10 protein-coding genes are annotated in these 17,915 nt (G+C 71.5%); 3 read left to right on the forward strand and 7 right to left on the reverse strand.

Annotated elements, in window-relative coordinates; translation table 11 throughout:
- Positions 1-40 precede the first annotated feature (40 nt).
- Together cobN and AW27_RS06320 are read left to right on the forward strand one after the other, a co-directional pair.
- Complete coding sequence (gene cobN, locus AW27_RS06315; protein ID WP_037915504.1) at positions 41-3,658, forward strand: cobaltochelatase subunit CobN; 3,618 nt, start codon at positions 41-43, stop codon at positions 3,656-3,658.
- Between the two features lie 277 nt (positions 3,659-3,935).
- Complete coding sequence (locus AW27_RS06320) at positions 3,936-6,152, forward strand: terpene synthase family protein (RefSeq protein ID WP_037915502.1); 2,217 nt, start codon at positions 3,936-3,938, stop codon at positions 6,150-6,152.
- A gap of 43 nt (positions 6,153-6,195) precedes the next feature.
- On the opposite strand, the gene AW27_RS06325 is transcribed toward AW27_RS06320, so the two are convergent.
- The 7 genes from AW27_RS06325 to AW27_RS06355 all read right to left on the reverse strand — a co-directional run bounded on the left by AW27_RS06325 (position 6,196) and on the right by AW27_RS06355 (position 15,849).
- Positions 6,196-7,428: a GNAT family N-acetyltransferase gene (locus AW27_RS06325; protein WP_037915500.1), complete on the reverse strand. Its 1,233-nt coding sequence runs from the start codon at positions 7,426-7,428 to the stop codon at positions 6,196-6,198.
- Positions 7,429-7,531: 103 nt separating this feature from the next.
- Positions 7,532-8,776, reverse strand: a complete 1,245-nt coding sequence (locus tag AW27_RS06330; protein WP_037915497.1) for a YncE family protein — start codon at positions 8,774-8,776, stop codon at positions 7,532-7,534.
- A gap of 127 nt (positions 8,777-8,903) precedes the next feature.
- On the reverse strand, positions 8,904-10,055 hold the full coding sequence (locus AW27_RS06335) for an XdhC family protein (RefSeq protein WP_037915495.1): 1,152 nt from the start codon (positions 10,053-10,055) through the stop codon (positions 8,904-8,906).
- Between the two features lie 111 nt (positions 10,056-10,166).
- On the reverse strand, positions 10,167-11,630 hold the full coding sequence (locus AW27_RS06340; protein ID WP_037915492.1) for an NCS2 family permease: 1,464 nt from the start codon (positions 11,628-11,630) through the stop codon (positions 10,167-10,169).
- A gap of 324 nt (positions 11,631-11,954) precedes the next feature.
- Positions 11,955-14,351, reverse strand: a complete 2,397-nt coding sequence (gene pucD, locus AW27_RS06345) for a xanthine dehydrogenase subunit D (RefSeq protein WP_037915489.1) — start codon at positions 14,349-14,351, stop codon at positions 11,955-11,957.
- 2 nt (positions 14,352-14,353) lie between these two features.
- Positions 14,354-14,953 (reverse strand): (2Fe-2S)-binding protein, encoded by a 600-nt coding sequence (locus AW27_RS06350; protein ID WP_037915486.1) that lies wholly within the window; start codon positions 14,951-14,953, stop codon positions 14,354-14,356.
- A 2-nt stretch (positions 14,954-14,955) separates the two neighbouring features.
- The gene (locus AW27_RS06355; RefSeq protein WP_037915483.1) at positions 14,956-15,849 is read right to left on the reverse strand and encodes an FAD binding domain-containing protein; all 894 of its coding nucleotides are present in this window, start codon (positions 15,847-15,849) and stop codon (positions 14,956-14,958) included.
- Between the two features lie 253 nt (positions 15,850-16,102).
- Here AW27_RS06355 and AW27_RS06360 point away from each other — a divergent pair, with 253 nt between their 5' ends.
- Positions 16,103-17,782, forward strand: a complete 1,680-nt coding sequence (locus AW27_RS06360; RefSeq protein WP_037915480.1) for a PucR family transcriptional regulator — start codon at positions 16,103-16,105, stop codon at positions 17,780-17,782.
- Positions 17,783-17,915 lie beyond the last annotated feature (133 nt).

Raw genomic sequence — 17,915 nt, forward strand, 5'->3', positions numbered from 1 at the left:
TGCCCGGGGCGCGGAAACCCCGAGGAAGGCCTGCCGCCGCATGATCCTGCTGCTGTCGACGTCCGACACCGATCTGCTCAGCGCTCGCGCGGCGAACACGGCGGACGCCCCCGTCCCGTTCCGGTTCGCCAACCCCTCCCGCCTCCCCCTCGACGACCTCCCCGGCCTCCTCGACGGGGCCGACCTGGTCGTCGTACGCCTCCTCGGCGGCCTCCGGGCCTGGCAGGACGGACTGGACCTGCTGCTGGCCCCGGGGCAGACCCGCCCGGTCGTGGTCCTGACCGGCGAACAGGCTCCGGACGCGCAGCTGATGGAGGCCTCCACGGTTCCGATCGGCATTGCGGCCGAGGCACACGCCTACCTCGCGCACGGCGGCCCGGCCAACCTCGAACAGCTGGCCCGGTTCCTCTCCGACACCGTCCTGCTCACCGGGCACGGCTTCGAGCCGCCCGCCGCCGCCCCCACCTGGGGCCCTCTGGAGCGCACCGCGCGGCGGACGGACGGCCCCGAGATCGCCGTGCTCTACTACCGCGCCCACCAGATGAGCGGCAACACCGGTTTCGTGCACGCGCTGTGCGAGGCCATCGAGGCGCACGGCGCCCGGCCGGTCCCCCTCTACGTCTCCTCCCTGCGCAGCCCCGAGCCGGAGCTCGTCGCGGCCCTGGGTTCCGCGGACGCGGTCGTCACGACCGTCCTCGCGGCGGGCGGCACCAAGCCCGCCACCGCCTCGGCGGGCGGCGACGACGAGTCGTGGGACGCGGGCGCGCTCGCCGGTCTCGGCGTGCCGATCCTCCAAGCCCTGTGCCTGACCGGCTCCCGTGCCGCCTGGGAGGACAACGACGAGGGTCTCTCCCCGCTGGACGCCGCGACGCAGGTCGCCGTGCCCGAGTTCGACGGCCGTCTGATCACCGTCCCGTTCTCCTTCAAGGAGCTCGACGAGGACGGCCTGCCCGCCTACGTGGCCGACCCCGAGCGCGCCGCCCGGGTCGCCGGCATCGCCGTGCGCCACGCGCGGCTGCGCCACATCGAGCGCCGCGACAAGAAGGTCGCCCTCGTCCTCTCCGCCTACCCGACCAAGCACTCCCGCATCGGCAACGCGGTCGGCCTGGACACCCCCGCCAGCGCGGTGGAGCTGCTGCGCACCCTCGTCGCCGAGGGCTACGACTTCGGCCCGGTCGACGAGATCCCCGGGCTGGTCTCGGGCGACGGCGACGAGCTGATCCGCGCGCTCATCGAGGCCGGCGGCCACGACCAGGACTGGCTCACCGAGGAGCAGCTGGCCCGCAACCCGGTCCGCATCCCGGCCGCCGACTACAAGCGCTGGTTCGCCGAGCTCCCGGAGGAGCTCCGCGAGAGCGTCGAGGAGCACTGGGGCGAGGCCCCGGGCAGCATGTTCGTGGACCGCTCGGCGAACCCCGAGGGCGACATCGTCCTGGCCGCCCTGCGGCGCGGGAACCTCCTCGTCCTCATCCAGCCGCCGCGCGGGTTCGGCGAGAACCCGATCGCGATCTACCACGACCCCGACCTGCCGCCCTCGCACCACTACCTCGCCGCGTACCGCTGGATCCAGGCGCGCGCCGAGGACGGCGGCTTCGGCGCCGACGCGATGATCCACCTGGGCAAACACGGCAACCTGGAGTGGCTGCCGGGCAAGAACGCCGGCCTGTCCGCGGCCTGCGCGCCGGACGCCGCGCTCGGCGACCTCCCGCTGATCTACCCGTTCCTGGTCAACGACCCGGGCGAGGGCACCCAGGCCAAGCGCCGCGTGCACGCCACCCTGGTCGACCACCTGGTGCCGCCGATGGCGCGCGCGGAGTCGTACGGCGACATCGCACGCCTGGAGCAGCACCTGGACGAGTACGCCCAGATCTCCGCGATGGACCCGGCGAAGCTGCCCGCCATCCGTGCGCAGATCTGGACGCTGATCCAGGCGGCGAAGCTCGACCACGACCTGGGTCTGGAGGAGCGCCCGGACGACGACGGCTTCGACGACTTCCTGCTGCACGTCGACGGCTGGCTGTGCGAGGTCAAGGACGCCCAGATCCGCGACGGCCTGCACGTCCTGGGCGGTGCCCCGACGGGCGAGGCCCGGGTCAACCTGGTCCTCGCCATCCTGCGGGCCCGGCAGATCTGGGGCGGCACCACGGCCCTCCCGGGCCTGCGCGAGGCGCTGGGCCTGGACGAGTCGAAGGCCACCCGTACGTCCGCGGACGACGTCGAGGCGCAGGCCCGCGCCCTGGTCCAGGCGATGGAGGACGCCGGCTGGGCCCCGGGCGCCGTGGCCTCGGTCGCGGCGGACCACCCGGCGGACGTCGCGGAGGTGCTGTCCTTCGCGGCCCGCGAGGTGGTCCCCCGCCTGGCCGGTACGACGGACGAGATCGCCCACGTGGTCGCGGCCCTGGACGGCGGTTTCGTCCCGGCCGGCCCCTCGGGCTCCCCGCTGCGCGGCCTGGTCAACGTCCTGCCGACGGGCCGCAACTTCTACTCGGTCGACCCCAAGGCCGTCCCGTCGCGGCTCGCCTGGGAGACGGGCCAGGCCCTGGCCGACTCCCTGCTCACGCGGTACCGCGCCGACAACGGCGAGTGGCCCGCCTCGGTCGGCCTGTCCCTGTGGGGCACGAGCGCGATGCGCACGGCCGGCGACGACGTCGCCGAGGTCCTCGCGCTGCTCGGCATCCGCCCGGTCTGGGACGAGGCCTCGCGCCGTGTGACGGGGCTGGAGGCGATCCCGCTCGCGGAGCTGGGCCGGCCCCGCATCGATGTGACACTGCGCATCTCGGGCTTCTTCCGTGACGCGTTCCCGCACGTGATCGGCCTGCTGGACGACGCGGTGCGGCTCGCGGCCTCGCTGGAGGAGCCGGATTCCGAGAACTACGTGCGCGCGCATGCCCGGGCTGACCTGGCCCTGCACGGTGACGAGCGCCGCGCGACGACCCGCATCTTCGGTTCGCGCCCGGGCACGTACGGGGCGGGCATCCTCCAGCTGATCGACTCCCGCGACTGGCGTACGGACGCCGACCTGGCCGAGGTGTACACGGTGTGGGGCGGCTACGCCTACGGCCGCGGCCTGGAAGGGCGCCCCGCCCGGGACGAGATGGAGACGGCCTACAAGCGGATCACGGTCGCGGCGAAGAACACGGACACCCGCGAGCACGACATCGCGGACTCCGACGACTACTTCCAGTACCACGGCGGCATGGTGGCCACGGTCCGTGCCCTGCGGGGCACGGCTCCGGAGGCGTACATCGGCGACTCCACCCGCCCGGAGACGGTCAGGACCCGCACCCTGGTCGAGGAGACCTCGCGCGTCTTCCGGGCCCGCGTGGTGAACCCGAAGTGGATCGAGGCGATGCGGCGCCACGGCTACAAGGGCGCCTTCGAGCTGGCGGCCACGGTGGACTACCTGTTCGGCTACGACGCCACCACGGGCGTGGTCGCGGACTGGATGTACGACAAGCTCACCGAGACGTACGTCCTGGACCCGGTCAACCGCGCCTTCCTGGAGGAGGCCAACCCGTGGGCCCTGCACGGCATCGCGGAGCGCCTCCTGGAAGCGGAGTCCCGCGGCATGTGGGAGAAGCCGGACCCGCAGATCCTGGAGTCCCTGCGCCAGGTGTACCTGGACACCGAGGGCAATCTGGAGGGTGAGGCGGAGTAGTCCGCCGGCCGCCCCCGGACACGGCGAAGGCCGTCTCCCGGCCCGCTTCGGTGGGCGGAGGGGACGGCCTTCGCCGTGTCCGGGGGCGGGCGCGCAGCACCGCGGTGATCGCCGCCCGGTACCGCGTCCAGGGGCTCGCCGGGCCGCATGACGCCTCCGTCACCTGATGCGGTGAACTCCGCCTTGGCCCGTGGACACCGCGGGTAGGGCCCTGCTGATCTCTTGCGGGGGCCGGTCCAACGGCCCCCGCTCCTTTGGACGAAGGGCCTACCACGCCGTGACGCAGCCGTTCCGACTGCCGGATTTCTACGTGCCGTATCCGGCGCGACTCAACCCCCACCTGGAGGAGGCGAGGGTCCACGCCAAGCAGTGGGCGCGCGGCCTCGCGATGCTGGAGGGGTCCGGCGTCTGGGAGGAGAGCGACCTCGACTCGCACGACTACGCCCTGCTCTGCTCGTACACCCACCCCGACTGCGACGCCGAGGCGCTGTCGCTGGTCACCGACTGGTACGTGTGGGTGTTCTTCTTCGACGACCACTTCCTGGAGACCTTCAAGCGCTCGCAGGACCGCGTCGGCGCCAAGGCGTACCTCGACCGGCTGGCCGCCTTCATGCCGATGAACCTGGCCGACGGCTTTCCCGAACCCACCAATCCCGTGGAGGCCGGCCTCGCCGACCTGTGGCGGCGAACCGTTCCCTCGATGTCGGCGGACTGGCGGGAACGGTTCTCCACGTCCACCAAGAACCTCCTCGACGAATCGATGTGGGAGCTCGCCAACATCGACATCGGGCGGGTGGCCAACCCCCTGGAGTACATCGAGATGCGCCGCAAGGTGGGCGGCGCCCCCTGGTCGGCCGGGCTGGTCGAGTACGTCGCCGCCGAGGTCCCGGCGCGCGTCGCGCACTCGCGCCCGCTGGGCGTGCTGCGGGACGCCTTCTCCGACGCGGTCCACATCAGGAACGACCTCTTCAGCTACGAGCGGGAGGTCACCGACGAGGGCGAACTCTCCAACGCCGTCCTCGTCCTGGAGACGTTCCTCGGCTGCACCACGCAGGAGGCCGCGGAGGCCTCCAACGACCTTCTCACCTCCCGCCTCCAGCAGTTCGAACAGACCGCCCTGCACGAACTGCCCCAGCTCTTCATCGACTTATCACTCGAACCGGACGAGATCGCGGCCGTCCTCGCCTACACCAAGGGCCTCCAGGACTGGCAGTCCGGCGGACACGAGTGGCACATGGTCTCCAGCCGCTACATGAACAAGGAGGCCAGGGCGACCGCCCCGGCCTCGCTTCCCTTCATGCCGTCCGGACTCGGCACCAGCGCCCTCGACCTGCGGTCGGTCTTCAACCGGCGCTCGATGGAACTGCGCCGCCGCTCCTTCACCCACGTCCCCTTCCAGCGGACCGGGCCCTCCGTCATCCCGGAGATCTACATGCCCCACCGGCTCACGCTGAGCCCTCATCTGGCGCACGCCCGAGAGGAGTCGGTGGCCTGGGCCCGTCGGACGGGCCTGTTGGATCCGCAGCCGGGCGACCCCGGTTCGGCGGTCTGGACCGAGGAGAAGCTGCGCGGCTACGACTTCGCGGTCTGCTCGGCCGGGATCGACCCGGACGCCACTCCCGGCGAACTCGCCCTCAACGCCTGCTGGCTGACCTGGGGCACGTACGCGGACGACTACTACCCGGTGGTGTTCGCGCAGACCAGGAACCCGGCGGCGGCCAAGGCGGCCACGGCCGGGCTGATCGCCATGATGCCCGTCGACCACGCCGAGCAGCCGTCGCCGTCGACCGCGCTGGAACGGGGCCTCGCCGACCTGTGGGTGCGCACCGGCGCCGGCATGTCGGTGGAGCAGCGCGCCGAGTTCCGCGCGACGGTGGTGGACATGCTGGAGAGCTGGCTCTGGGAGGTGGACAACGCCGTCCACCACCGCATCCCGGACCCGGTGGACTACGCGGAGATGCGACGGCGCACCTTCGGCAGCCGGCTCACCATGTACCTGTGCCGGCTGGGGCACGAGGGCCGGGGCATCCCCGGGGAGATCTACGCCTCGGGGACCGTCCGCTCGCTGGAGAACGCCGTCGCGGACGCGGCCTGCCTGGTCAACGACATCTACTCCTACCAGAAGGAGGTGGAGTTCGAGGGCGAGGTCCACAACCACATCCTGGTGACCCAGAACTTCTTCGACATCGGCTACCCGGAGGCCCTGCACATCTGCCATGCGCTGATGACCCGTCGCACCGAGGAGTTCGAGCACATCGTGGCGAACCAGCTGCCGGTGCTCTGCGACGACTTCCGCCTCGGGGCCGGGGCGCGGGCCGCCCTGGACGCGTACGTGGGAGAACTCCGCGACTGGCACGCGGGGGTCCTCAACTGGCACGCCACGATCCGCCGTTACCGGCCGGAGGATCTGGAGCGGCCCGGTGGCGGCCTCGTCGGCGCGGTGCTCGGTTCCGGCTTCGGCATGGCCGCCGCGCGGCTGCGCCCGCCCGCGTGAGTCCCGCGGCGGGGGCGGTCCGCGTCTGCCGCCGCCTCCCTGCTCAGAACTCGTCCGCCGTGTGCGGCAGTACGGGCGTGCGCAGGGCGTCGTCCAGGGCCGCGGCCGTTCCGGGGGTGCGCTCCTGGACCAGACCGGCGGCGACCAGCTCGGCGACCCGGGTCCCGCCCAGGTAGCAGGCGGCCAGCTCGCGCACGTCGAGGGCCAGGTCGGCGGGGCCGTCCGTGGGACCGTACGCCGCCCCGTGCGGCCCGGCCTTGAGGCGGAAGCGCCCGGCGTTGTCGGGCAGCCGTGCGTCGCGGACCTCCAGCACCAGTTCGACCGGTGCGGCCCAGGACCGCGCGGTCAGCGCCGCGCGTACGTCGACCAGGCGCAGCCAGAGCGCCGGGAACTGGGCGGTGACCCGTACCTGGTCCCGGTCGGCGGCGAAGTGCAGCAGCGGGTCGTCGACCGGGCGGCCCCATGCGCGGACCTTGCCCGTGAGGTCGAGGGAGGACAGGCACTCCCAGAGGGCGGCGGCCACCGCCGGCGTGTCCGCCTCCAGTTCGTCGACCCGGACCAGGCCCGGGGTGCGGGTGGCGGGGGCGTCGCCCTCCGGCTTGGTGCGGTAGACGACGTAGCCGGCGATGGGCTCGCCCGGATCGCCCAGGACGATGATCCTGGGCGGGCTCAGCTCCTCGTCCTCCTCGTCCTGTTCGGTGAGCCACTCTTCGCGCCAGCGTTCGGGGCTGCGGCGGGGGCGGCCGGGCCGGCCGGCGCGGGTGGCCTCGTGGAAGGGGGCGATGACGTCGAGCGCGTCCGCCGGGTCGACGAGCCGCAACGGGCGCCGGTCCGGGTCGATGCGCAGGGCCAGCGGCCGGGTGGAGTCGATCTCCACGGTGGCGCCGGTGGTGGCGCCGCCGTAGCCGAAGCGGCCGTAGATCGCGGCCTCCGAGGCCCACAGCGCGGCGATCGGGCGGCCGGAGTGGCGGGCGCGCCGCATCATCCGCGCCATCATGCCGGTGAGCACACCGCGGCGCCGATGGGTGGGCGCGACGCAGACGAAGGTGAGCCCGGGGCAGGGCAGGTCCGCGCCGGGCACCGAGAGCCGGAAGTCGTGCGCGGCCATGAAGCCGACCAGGGCGTCCCCGTCGTAGGCACCGATCCGGTCGCAGCGCGCGAGCAGCGCGTGGTGCCGCTCCCTGACCTGCCTCTCGGGCCGGTCGTGGAAGACCAGGTAGGCGAGCTCCAGGGCACGGTCGATGTCGGCCTCGGGTACCTCACGGATGTCCACCATGATCGCGAGACTAATCGGTCATCGTGGACCAGTCACACCATAATGGCTTGATCTGCGCGTTCGGCCGGTTCCAGCCGTGCTTCCGTCGGTCCGGACGGCCCGCTCAGCGGCCGGCCGGACCGGTCCAGGCGGCCGGCACGTGGCCGAGCCGGATGCGCTGGGGGTGGTCGCCTACAGGGACGGACACCCGCTTGGCGCCGGTGGCGAAGTCGATGGCCGTGACCCGGTCGGTGCCGCTCTCGGAGATCACACAGGCCGTCCCGTCGCCGGAGACCGTGGCCCAGTAGGGCTTCGCGGCGGGCACGAGCGGCCCTTCGGTGAGGGTGGCACGGTCCACGACGGTCGCGTAGTCGTCCATGGTTCCCGCGATGCAGAGTTTGGCCCCGTCGGGACTCATCGACATGCCGTGGTGGCGGGAGTCGTTGACCCAGGTGGTGCGGTCGGTACTGGTGGCCGGGTTGGCGGGGAGCTCCTTGAGGCGGGTGATGCGGTCGGTGGCCACGTCGTACTCCAGGAAGCCGCCGAAGAAGGAGACCTGGAAGTAGAGCTTCGACTCGTCGGGGCTGAAGGACACAGGGCGTACGGAGTCGGACAGGTCCCGGCGGCCGAAGGCGTCCAGCCGCTCCCGCATGTCGATCACCCGGACGGTGCGGAAGGTCTGGGCGTCGACCACGGTGATCTTCCGGTCGCCCTTCGTCCAGTCCAGCCAGGGCGCGTCGAGGGCCGTGTTCACCTCACCGATGGAGCTGTTCCACAGGTGGCGGCCGTCGCGGGTGAAGGTGTTCTCGTGCGGCTTGTCGCCGGTACGGAAGGAACCGATCTGCCGCCCGGTGGCGATGTCCAGGACGTGCACCGTGTTGGAGGTGGAGGCCGAGACGGCGATGCGGGTCCCGTCCGGGGAGACCGCCATGTGGTCGGAGCGGTAACCGGACACCGGAAAGCGCCAGTTGATCCGCCCGGAGGTCAGGTCGATGGAGACGACGTCGGCGAAGCTGGGGCGGGACGCGACGACCGCGGAACCGTCCGGGGTGGTGAACATGTCGTCGACGAACTGGTCGTGGCCCTCACCGGCGCTTTCCCGGATGCCGAGGAAGAAGGCGAGCTTCACGGGGTTGAGGTAGATCTCGCGGAGCCGCTCCGCCCGGTCGGGGATCACGTCGATCCGGCCGACCTTGGCGAGGTCACCGGTGGAGGCGAGGACATCGGCCGTCCCCTCCCAGTTGTTCCCCACGAAGAGCACCTCGCGCAGGCCGCCCGCCGGGACGGCCGGGACCTCAGGGGAGGGCGCGAAGGCGGTCAGCAGGGCGGCCGCGGCCAGCACGCCCAGGATTCGCACGGTACGCAACATCCGCTCAACTCCGTTGTGAGGAAGGGATGGAGAGGCCTCCGATTACCGGCGGGTAAAATAGGGGGAACGCCGGAAGGGCGCAACCCCCACGGGGTGCGCCCTTTTCTCACCTTCCGCCCTCACTCCTTCAAGCGACGGAGCCGATCCTGTCGACCACCGTGTTCGCGGCGTCCGGGTGGATGGGGATGTGCGCGCCGGTCAGGGCCGCGCCGCTGCCGCCGCGGCGGTTGGCGACGATCTCCGCGGCGATGGACAGCGCGGTCTCCTCCGGGGAGCGGGCGCCGAGGTCGAGGCCGATCGGGGAGCGCAGCCGGGCCAGTTCGAGCTCGGTGACGCCGACGGCGCGCAGCCGCTGATTGCGGTCCTCGTGTGTGCGGCGGGAGCCCATGGCCCCGACGTAGGCGACGGGCAGCCTCAGGGCCAGCTCCAGGAGCGGGACGTCGAACTTGGCGTCGTGGGTGAGCACGCACAACACCGTCCGGCCGTCGACCTCGGTCCTCTCCAGGTAGCGGTGCGGCCAGTCCACGACGATCTCGTCGGCCTCGGGGAAGCGGTTCTTCGTCGCGAAGACGGGCCGCGCATCGCAGACGGTCACCCGGTAGCCGAGGAAGGCGCCGATCCGCACGAGCGCGGAGGCGAAGTCGATGGCGCCGAAGACGATCATCCGCGGCGGCGGCACGCTGGCCTCGACGAGGACCTTCAGCGGCTCTCCGCAGAGCCCGCCGTCGGCGCCGATCTCCAGCACACCGGTCCGGCCGGCGTCCAGCATGGCCCGGGCCTCCTCGGCGACGGTGCGGTCCAGCTCCGGGTGTCCGCCGAGGCCACCCTCGAAGGGCCCCTCGGTACGGACGAGCACGGCGCGGCCCTTCAGCTCGGCCGGCCCCTCGGCCACCCGGGCCAGCGCGGCGGCCTCGCCGCGGGAGGCGGCGGCCAGCGCGGCCTCGAACACCGCGCGCGCGGGCGAGCCCGCAGGAACCGGGGTGACCAGGATGTCGATGATCCCACCGCAGGTCAGCCCCACCGCGAAGGCATCGTCGTCGCTGTAGCCGAAGCGCTCCTGAACGGTCTCGCCGTCCTCCAGCGCCTGCCGGCACAGCTCGTACACCGCACCCTCCACACACCCGCCGGAGACCGAGCCGATGGCCGTGCCCTCGCTGTCGACGGCGAGGGCGGCACCGGGCTGCCGGGGCGCGCTGCCGCCGACCGCCACGACCGTCGCGACGGCGAAGTCACGTCCCTGCCGTACCCACCGGTTCAGCTCGTCGGCGATGTCCAGCATGTGCGGCCTCCTCGGAGGATTCGGTTCCAGTATCGGGTACGCGCAGGTGCGGTTTCACTGCGGAGCGGACGGTCCGGGTCGGCGGGCGACCCGGACCGTCCGTGCCCGGGATCAGCCGACCCCGAGCCAGCCCTCGATCGGGTGCAGGGCGAAGAAGACGACGAAGATGCCGGTCAGCGCCCACATGAAGCCGCCGATCTCCCGGGCCTTGCCCTGAGCGACCTTGATGGCGACGTAGGAGAGCACACCGGCGGCGACGCCGGCCGTGATCGAGTAGGTGAACGGCATGATCACGACGGTCAGGAAGACCGGGATCGCCGTCGCGCTGTCGGCCCAGTCCACGTGGCGGGCGTTCTGCATCATCATCGCGCCGATGACCACCAGGGCCGCCGAGGCGACCTCACCCGGGACGATCTGCGTGATCGGGGTGAAGAAGAGGCAGGCCGCGAAGAACAGGCCGGTCACGACCGAGGCGAGACCCGTGCGGGCACCCTCGCCGACACCGGTCGCGGACTCGACGAACACCGTCTGGCCGGAGCCGCCCGAGACGCCGCCGATGGCGCCGCCGGCGCCGTCGATGAAGAGTGCCTTGGACAGGCCCGGCATGCGGCCCTTGTCGTCGGCCAGCTTGGCCTCGGTGCCGACACCGATGATGGTGGCCATCGCGTCGAAGAAGCCCGCCAGCACCAGGGTGAAGACGATCATGCCGACCGTCATGTAGCCGACGTCGCCCCAGCCGCCGAACGAGACGTCGCCGAAGAGCGAGAAGTCGGGCATCGAGACCGCGGAGCCGGACAGCTCCGGCGGGCCGCTGCGCCAGGCCTTGGGGTCGATGTTCGCGACGGCGTTCACGATGGCCGCGACGACGGTGCCGCCGACGATGCCGATCAGGATCGCGCCGGGGATCTTGCGGGCCTGCAGCATGAAGATCGCGAGCAGGGTGAGGCAGAAGATCAGGACGGGCCAGCCGGCGAGCTCACCGACCGAGCCGAGCTGCAGCGGGGGGCCCTGCTCGGGCCCGCGGCCGACGAAGCCGGCCTTCACCAGGCCGATCAGGGCGACGAACATGCCGATGCCCATGGTGATCGCGTGCTTGAGCGCGAGGGGGATCGCATTCATGATCATCTCTCGGAGGCCGGTGACGACCAGGAGACAGATCACGACACCGTAGACCACGCACATGCCCATGGCCTGCGGCCAGGTCATCTGGGGGGCCACCTGCGAGGCGAGCACGCCGGAGACGGAGAGTCCGGCGGCGAGGGCCAGCGGGACCTTGCCGACGAAGCCCATGAGGAGCGTCGTGACGGCCGCCGCGAACGCCGTGGCGGTGATGATGGCCGAGGCCTGCATCGACGTGCCGGCGACGTCCTTGCCCGACAGGAGCAGCGGGTTGAGCAGGAGGATGTACGCCATGGCCATGAAGGTCGTGATACCGCCACGAACCTCGTTGCCGACGTTGGATCCTCTGTGGGTTATGTGAAAGTAGCGGTCGAGCCAAGAGCTGCCCGCCGGAGTGGGGGAGCCGTCTCCGGCTTCCTCCGCGGTGGTCTTGGACTCCACTGACGACTGGGTCATGGTGCCTAACTCCCAAGGTTCAAAGGGGCACCCGCTTGGGGATTGGAGATTGCGGGATTTGGGATGGTGCGTTTGGCTGCACGACCCGGGGTGACGGCCCGAGGCGACGCGAATGTTCACTGCGTGTACTGCGGGTAGTGCGGGGTGACCGCTGGTACTACGGGGGGTTTCGCAGGGGTACTGCCGGCTGAAGGGACCGCGAGCGGTGCGGTGCTTCGTAGGTGCTCCGGGCGGTGCGGCGGTGAAGTGTGACGTTCCCGAGTCACACCGCCCGGAGAGTCCGAGGGGGTCCGGGGGCCTCGCGGCCCCCGGACCGGGTCCGTCCTAGAGGGTCCCGGTGAGGGCTTCCGGACGGATCGGGGTCTTGTTGAGCTCCAGCCCCGTCGCCTGCCGGATCGCCGCGAGGACGGCCGGGGTGGACGACAGGGTCGGGGCCTCGCCCAGACCGCGAAGGCCGTACGGCGCGTTCGGGTCGGCGAGCTCCAGGACGTCGACCGGGATGGTCGGGGTGTCGAGGATGGTCGGGATCAGGTAGTCCGTGAAGGAGGGGTTGCGCACCTTCGCGGTCTTCGGGTCCACGATGATCTCCTCCATGACCGCCACGCCGAGGCCCTGGGTGGTACCACCCTGGATCTGGCCGACCACGGAGAGCATGTTGAGGGCCTTGCCCACGTCCTGGGCGGTCGCGAGCTCGACGACCTTGACCAGGCCGAGCTCGGTGTCCACCTCGACGACCGCACGGTGGGCGGCGAAGGTGTACTGGACGTGGCCGTCGCCCTGGCCGGTCTTCAGGTCGAAGGCCACCGTCGGACGGTGGCGGAACTCCAGCTCGAGGTCGATCGCCTCGTCCTCCAGGATGTCGGCGATGTCCGCGAGGACCTCGCCGCCGTCGGTGACGACCTTGCCGCCCTCCAGGAGGAGCTCGGCGTGGGCCCAGGCCGGGTGGTAGGAGCCGTTCTTGCGGCGGCCCATCTCCAGCAGCGCCTCGCGGACGTGCTCGCAGGTGTTCTTCACGGCGCCACCGGTCATGTACGTCTGCCGCGAGGCGGACGTGGAACCGGCGGAGCCGACCTGCGTGTCGGCCGGGTGGATGGTCACCTGGGTGACGCCGAGCTCGGTGCGGGCGATCTGTGCGTGGACGGTGACACCGCCCTGGCCGACCTCCGCCATCGCCGTGTGGACCATCGCGACGGGCTCGCCGTTGATGACTTCCAGGCGGACGCGCGCGGTGGAGTAGTCGTCGAAGCCCTCGGAGAAGCCGACGTTCTTGATGCCGACCGCGTAGCCGACGCCGCGGACGACGCCCTCGCCGTGGGTGGTGTTCGACAGGCCGCCCGGCAGCGCGCGGACGTCCGCGCCCTCGCCTGCGGTCTCCCACTGGCGCTCCGGCGGCAGCGGGCGGGCCTTGACCCGGCGCAGCAGCTCGGCGACCGGCGCCGGGGAGTCCACGACCTGGCCGGTGGGCATGATCGTGCCCATCTCCATGGCGTTCAGCTGGCGGAACTCGACCGGGTCCATGCCCAGCTTCGCCGCGAGCTTGTCCATCTGGGCCTCATAGGCGAAGCAGGCCTGGACGGCGCCGAAGCCGCGCATCGCGCCGCAGGGCGGGTTGTTCGTGTAGAGGGCGACCGCCTCGATGTCGACGTCGTCGATGACGTACGGGCCGACGGAGAGGGAGGACGCGTTGCCGACGACGGCCGGGGAGGCCGAGGCGTACGCACCGCCGTCGAGCACGATCCTGCACTTCATGTGCGTGATCTTGCCGTCCTTGGTGGCACCGTGCTCGTACCAGAGCTTCGCCGGGTGGCGGTGCACGTGGCCGAAGAAGGACTCGAAGCGGTTGTAGACGATCTTGACCGGCTTGTTGGTCGCGAGGGCCAGCAGGCAGGCGTGGATCTGCATGGAGATGTCCTCGCGGCCGCCGAAGGCACCGCCGACGCCGGAGAGCGTCATGCGTACCTTCTCCTCGGGCAGGCCGAGGACGGGGGCGATCTGCTTGAGGTCCGAGTGCAGCCACTGGGTGGCGACGTAGAGGTCGACACCGCCGTCCTCGGAGGGCACGGCGAGACCGGACTCCGGGCCGAGGAAGGCCTGGTCCTGCATGCCGAAGGTGTACTCGCCCTCGACGATGACGTCGGCGCGCTTGCGGGCCTCCGCCACGTCGCCGCGGATGATCGGCTGGCGGTGCACGATGTTCGGGTGCGGGACGTGACCGGCGTGGTGGTCGTCGCGGCCCGGGTGGATCAGCGGCGCGTCGGCGGCGAGGGCGGAGGCCTCGTCCGTGACGAGCGGCAGCTCCTTGTAGTCGATCTTGATCTTGGCGGCCGCGCGGCGGGCGGTCTCCGGGTGGTCGGCGGCGACGAGGGCGACCGGCTCACCGTGGTGGCGTACCCGGCCGTTGGCGAGGACCGGGGTGTCCTGGATCTCCAGGCCGTAGTTCTTCATCGCGGCCGGCAGGTCGTCGTACGTCAGCACCGAGTAGACGCCCGGCATGGCCAGCGCCTCGGAGATGTCGATGGAGACGATCTCGGCGTGGGCGACGGTGCTGCGCAGGGTCTGGCCCCACAGCATGTCCTCGTGCCACATGTCCGAGGAGTACGCGAACTCGCCGGTGACCTTCAGGGTGCCGTCCGGGCGCAGCGTGGACTCGCCGATGCCGCCCTTGTTGTGCTTCTGGGTGACGTTCGTCGGCGTACCCACGGTGCGGGTGTTCTGAGCCATGATCAGACCGCCTCTCCCTGACGGGCGGCCGCGAGGCGGACCGCGTCGAGGATCTTCTCGTAGCCCGTGCAGCGGCAGAGGTTGCCGGACAGGGCCTCACGGATGTCCTGGTCGGACGGGTCGGCGTTCTGCTCCAGGAGGGCGTCGGCCTGGACCAGCAGACCCGGGGTGCAGAAGCCGCACTGGACGGCGCCGGCGTCGATGAACGCCTGCTGGATGCTGGAGAGCTCGACGCCCTCACCGGTCTGCGAGTCGGTGCCCTTGGCGGACCACTGCTTGGCCTCGTCCGTGGACACGCCCTTGCCGCCGCCGCACGCGCCGGTGCCGCAGCCGTGGCCGTGCTCCTCGCGCTGCTTGGCGAAATCGGCCAGACCCTCGACGGTCACGACCTCGCGGCCCTCGACCTGGCCGGCGGCCACCAGACAGGAACAGACCGGCACGCCGTCGAGGCGCACCGTGCACGAACCGCACTCGCCCTGCTCGCAGGCGTTCTTGGAGCCGGGAAGACCCAGGCGCTCACGCAGCACGTAGAGAAGGGACTCGCCCTCCCAGACGTCGTCGGCTTCCTGCGGACGACCGTTGACGGTGAAATTGACGCGCATGATTACGCAGCCCCTTCAAGCGAGCGGCCGTTCGTGCCGCGGTACTGCTCCCAGGTCCAGACGAGCTGGCGGCGAGCGAGGATGCCGACCGCGTGACGGCGGTACTTCGCCGTGCCACGGACGTCGTCGATCGGGTTGCACGCCGCGGAGGCGAGCTCACCGAACTGCTTGGCGATCGACGGGGTGATGACCTTGCCGTTGTCCCAGAAACCGCCCTCTTCGAGCGCGGCGTCGAGGAACTCCTCGGCGGCCTTGGCCCGGACCGGGGTCGGGGCGGCCGAACCGATGCCCGTACGCACGGTGCGGGTGTCGGCGTGCAGGGCGAGGCCGAAACCGCACACCGCGATGACCATCGCGTTGCGGGTGCCGACCTTCGAGTACTGCTGGGGGCCCGTGGCGTTCTTGATGTGGACCGTCTTGATGAGCTCGTCGGCGGCCAGCGCATTGCGCTTGACGCCGGTGTAGAACTCGTCGATCGGGATCATGCGCGAGCCGCGTACGGACTCGACCTCGACCTCGCAGCCGGCGGCCAGCAGGGCGGGGTGGGAGTCACCGGCGGGCGAGGCGCAGCCGAGGTTGCCGCCGACACCACCGCGGTTGCGGATCTGCGGGGACGCGACCGTGTGCGAGGCGAGCGCGAGACCCGGCAGGGTGGGCCGCAGGTTCTCCATGATCTGGGTGTACGGGACGGAGGCGCCGAGCGTGGTGACCTCCTCGCCTACCTCCCACTCCCGCAGCAGCTCGATGCGGTTGAGGTCGAGGAGGTACTCCGGACGGCGGTGGTCGAAGTTGATCTCGACCATGATGTCGGTGCCACCCGCAATCGGCACAGCTGTGGGGTACTCGGCCTTAGCGGCGAGCGCCTCCTCCCAGCTGGCGGGGCGAAGGAAGTCCATGTCGGCTCTCTTCTTCTTAATCGGGTCGTTCACTTCAAGCCAGGAGGCCCAATGGCCCTCGACTGGTCGTTCACGTGCTGTTAACGCGGTGTGGACTCAGTACACAAGCCGCCCGTCCCCCGGGTGCAGTCACCGAAACCATGAAGGAGTTGGCTGACGGCCTCCCTCGTCTTGTAGATTCGTATGAAAGGCAGGATGCGACGACCTGCCCGATTTCCAACGGCAACATTCGAGACAGATCGGCGGCGACATCATGCGGCTGCGCGCACTGCTGGAGACCGAGGCGCTGGGGCTGCGGCTGCTCGGCGGCGAGGACGAACTCGACCGTACGGTCCGCGGGGTCATGACGACCGACCTGCGTGATCCCAGCCGGTACCTGTCCGGGGGCGAACTGGTCCTCACCGGCCTGGCGTGGCGGCGAAATTCGGCCGACTCCGAGCCGTTCGTACGAATCCTCGCGGGCGCCGGCGTCGCGGGGCTGGCGGCGGGCGAGGCGGAGCTGGGCGACATCCCGGACGATCTCGTTTCGGCCTGTGTGCGCAACCGGCTGCCGCTGTTCGCAGTGAACGAGGACGTTGCATTCGCCACGATCACGGAATACGTCGTGCGGCAGGTCTCGGGCGAGCGTGCCGGGGACCTGGCGGCCGTCGTGGACCGCCACCGCCGCCTGATGACATCGGGTCCGGCAGGAGGCGGACCCGATGTGGTGCTGGATCTCCTCACCACCGACCTCGACCTCCGGGCCTGGGTCCTGTCCCCCACCGGCCGGCAGATCGCCGGAGCGGGAGAGCCGCTGGCGCCGGGCATCTGCGCAGCGCTGGCGGGCGAGCACCTCGCGGCGGTCCGGACGGGCCGCAGGGGACCGCACCGGATCTCCATCCAGGGTATTACCTACTCGCTCTTCCCGATCAGGGGACACGGCCGCGGCGCGGCCGGCCCGGCCGCCCGCGACGTGCGCGAGACCGTGCTGTCCGACTGGCTGCTGGCCGTCGAGGCGGACGCCGGCGACTGGCCGGCCGAGCGCCTGGACCTGCTGCAGGGCGTCACCCAGCTGATCGCCGTGGAACGCGACCGGCGCGACGCCGCCCGGACCGTGCGCCGCCGCCTCGCGCAGGAGGTCCTGGAGCTGGTCCAGACGGGTGCCGCGCCCGCCGAGATCGCCGCCCGTCTGCGGGTCGCGGCCCCGGTGCTGCTGCCCGGGCTGGGTGCCGCACCGCACTGGCAGGTCGTGGTGGCCCGGGTGGACTGGGACAGTGGGGACATCCCCGGCGGCCCGGTCGCCCAGTCGCTCCTGGAGGAGATCCTCGTCGACCCCTCGGTCTCGGGCCCGGAGCCTTCCGACCGGATCGCGGTGGCCCACGCGGGTGACGAGGCCATCGCGCTGGTGCCGCTCCCGTCGCTGTCCGGGGACGCCGGTGAGGACAAGGGACCGGATTCGGCCCTGCACGCCGACGAGCTGCTGGCGACCGTACGGGACCCCCTGGCGGCCGGCCTGGCCGACGACGGCCGGCTCACGCTGGGCGTCAGCGCGGCCGTGCACTCCGCCGAAGGGCTGCGCGGGGCGCTGGAGGAGGCCCGGCACGCCCGCCGGGTCGCGGCGGCCCGGCCGGGCCGGGTCTGCGCGGCGGGCCACCACGAGCTCGCCTCGCACGTGCTGCTGCTGCCGTTCGTGCCGGACGACGTGCGCCGCGCCTTCACCGCCCGACTGCTGGACCCGCTGCGCGACTACGACCGGCGCCACCGGGCGGAGCTCATCCCGACCCTGGAGGCCTTCCTCGACTGCGACGGCTCCTGGACCCGCTGCGCGACCCGCCTGCACCTGCACGTCAACACGCTGCGCTACCGGGTCGGGCGAATCGAGCAGTTGACGGGGCGGGACCTCTCCCGGCTGGAGGACAAGCTCGATTTCTTCCTGGCACTGCGCATGAGCTGAGGAGATCCGCTCCGCCGCCCGCCGCGGCGCGGCGGGCGGCGCTGATGATCCGTCCGGACTTTGTGAAAGAGTTCACCCGACCCCTTGGCCGGAGCCCGCGATCCGTGCTCTCATTTCGCCCCAGGGCTCAACC

The sequence above is a fragment of the Streptomyces sp. PCS3-D2 genome (genome assembly GCF_000612545.2).
Taxonomy (GTDB): domain Bacteria; phylum Actinomycetota; class Actinomycetes; order Streptomycetales; family Streptomycetaceae; genus Streptomyces.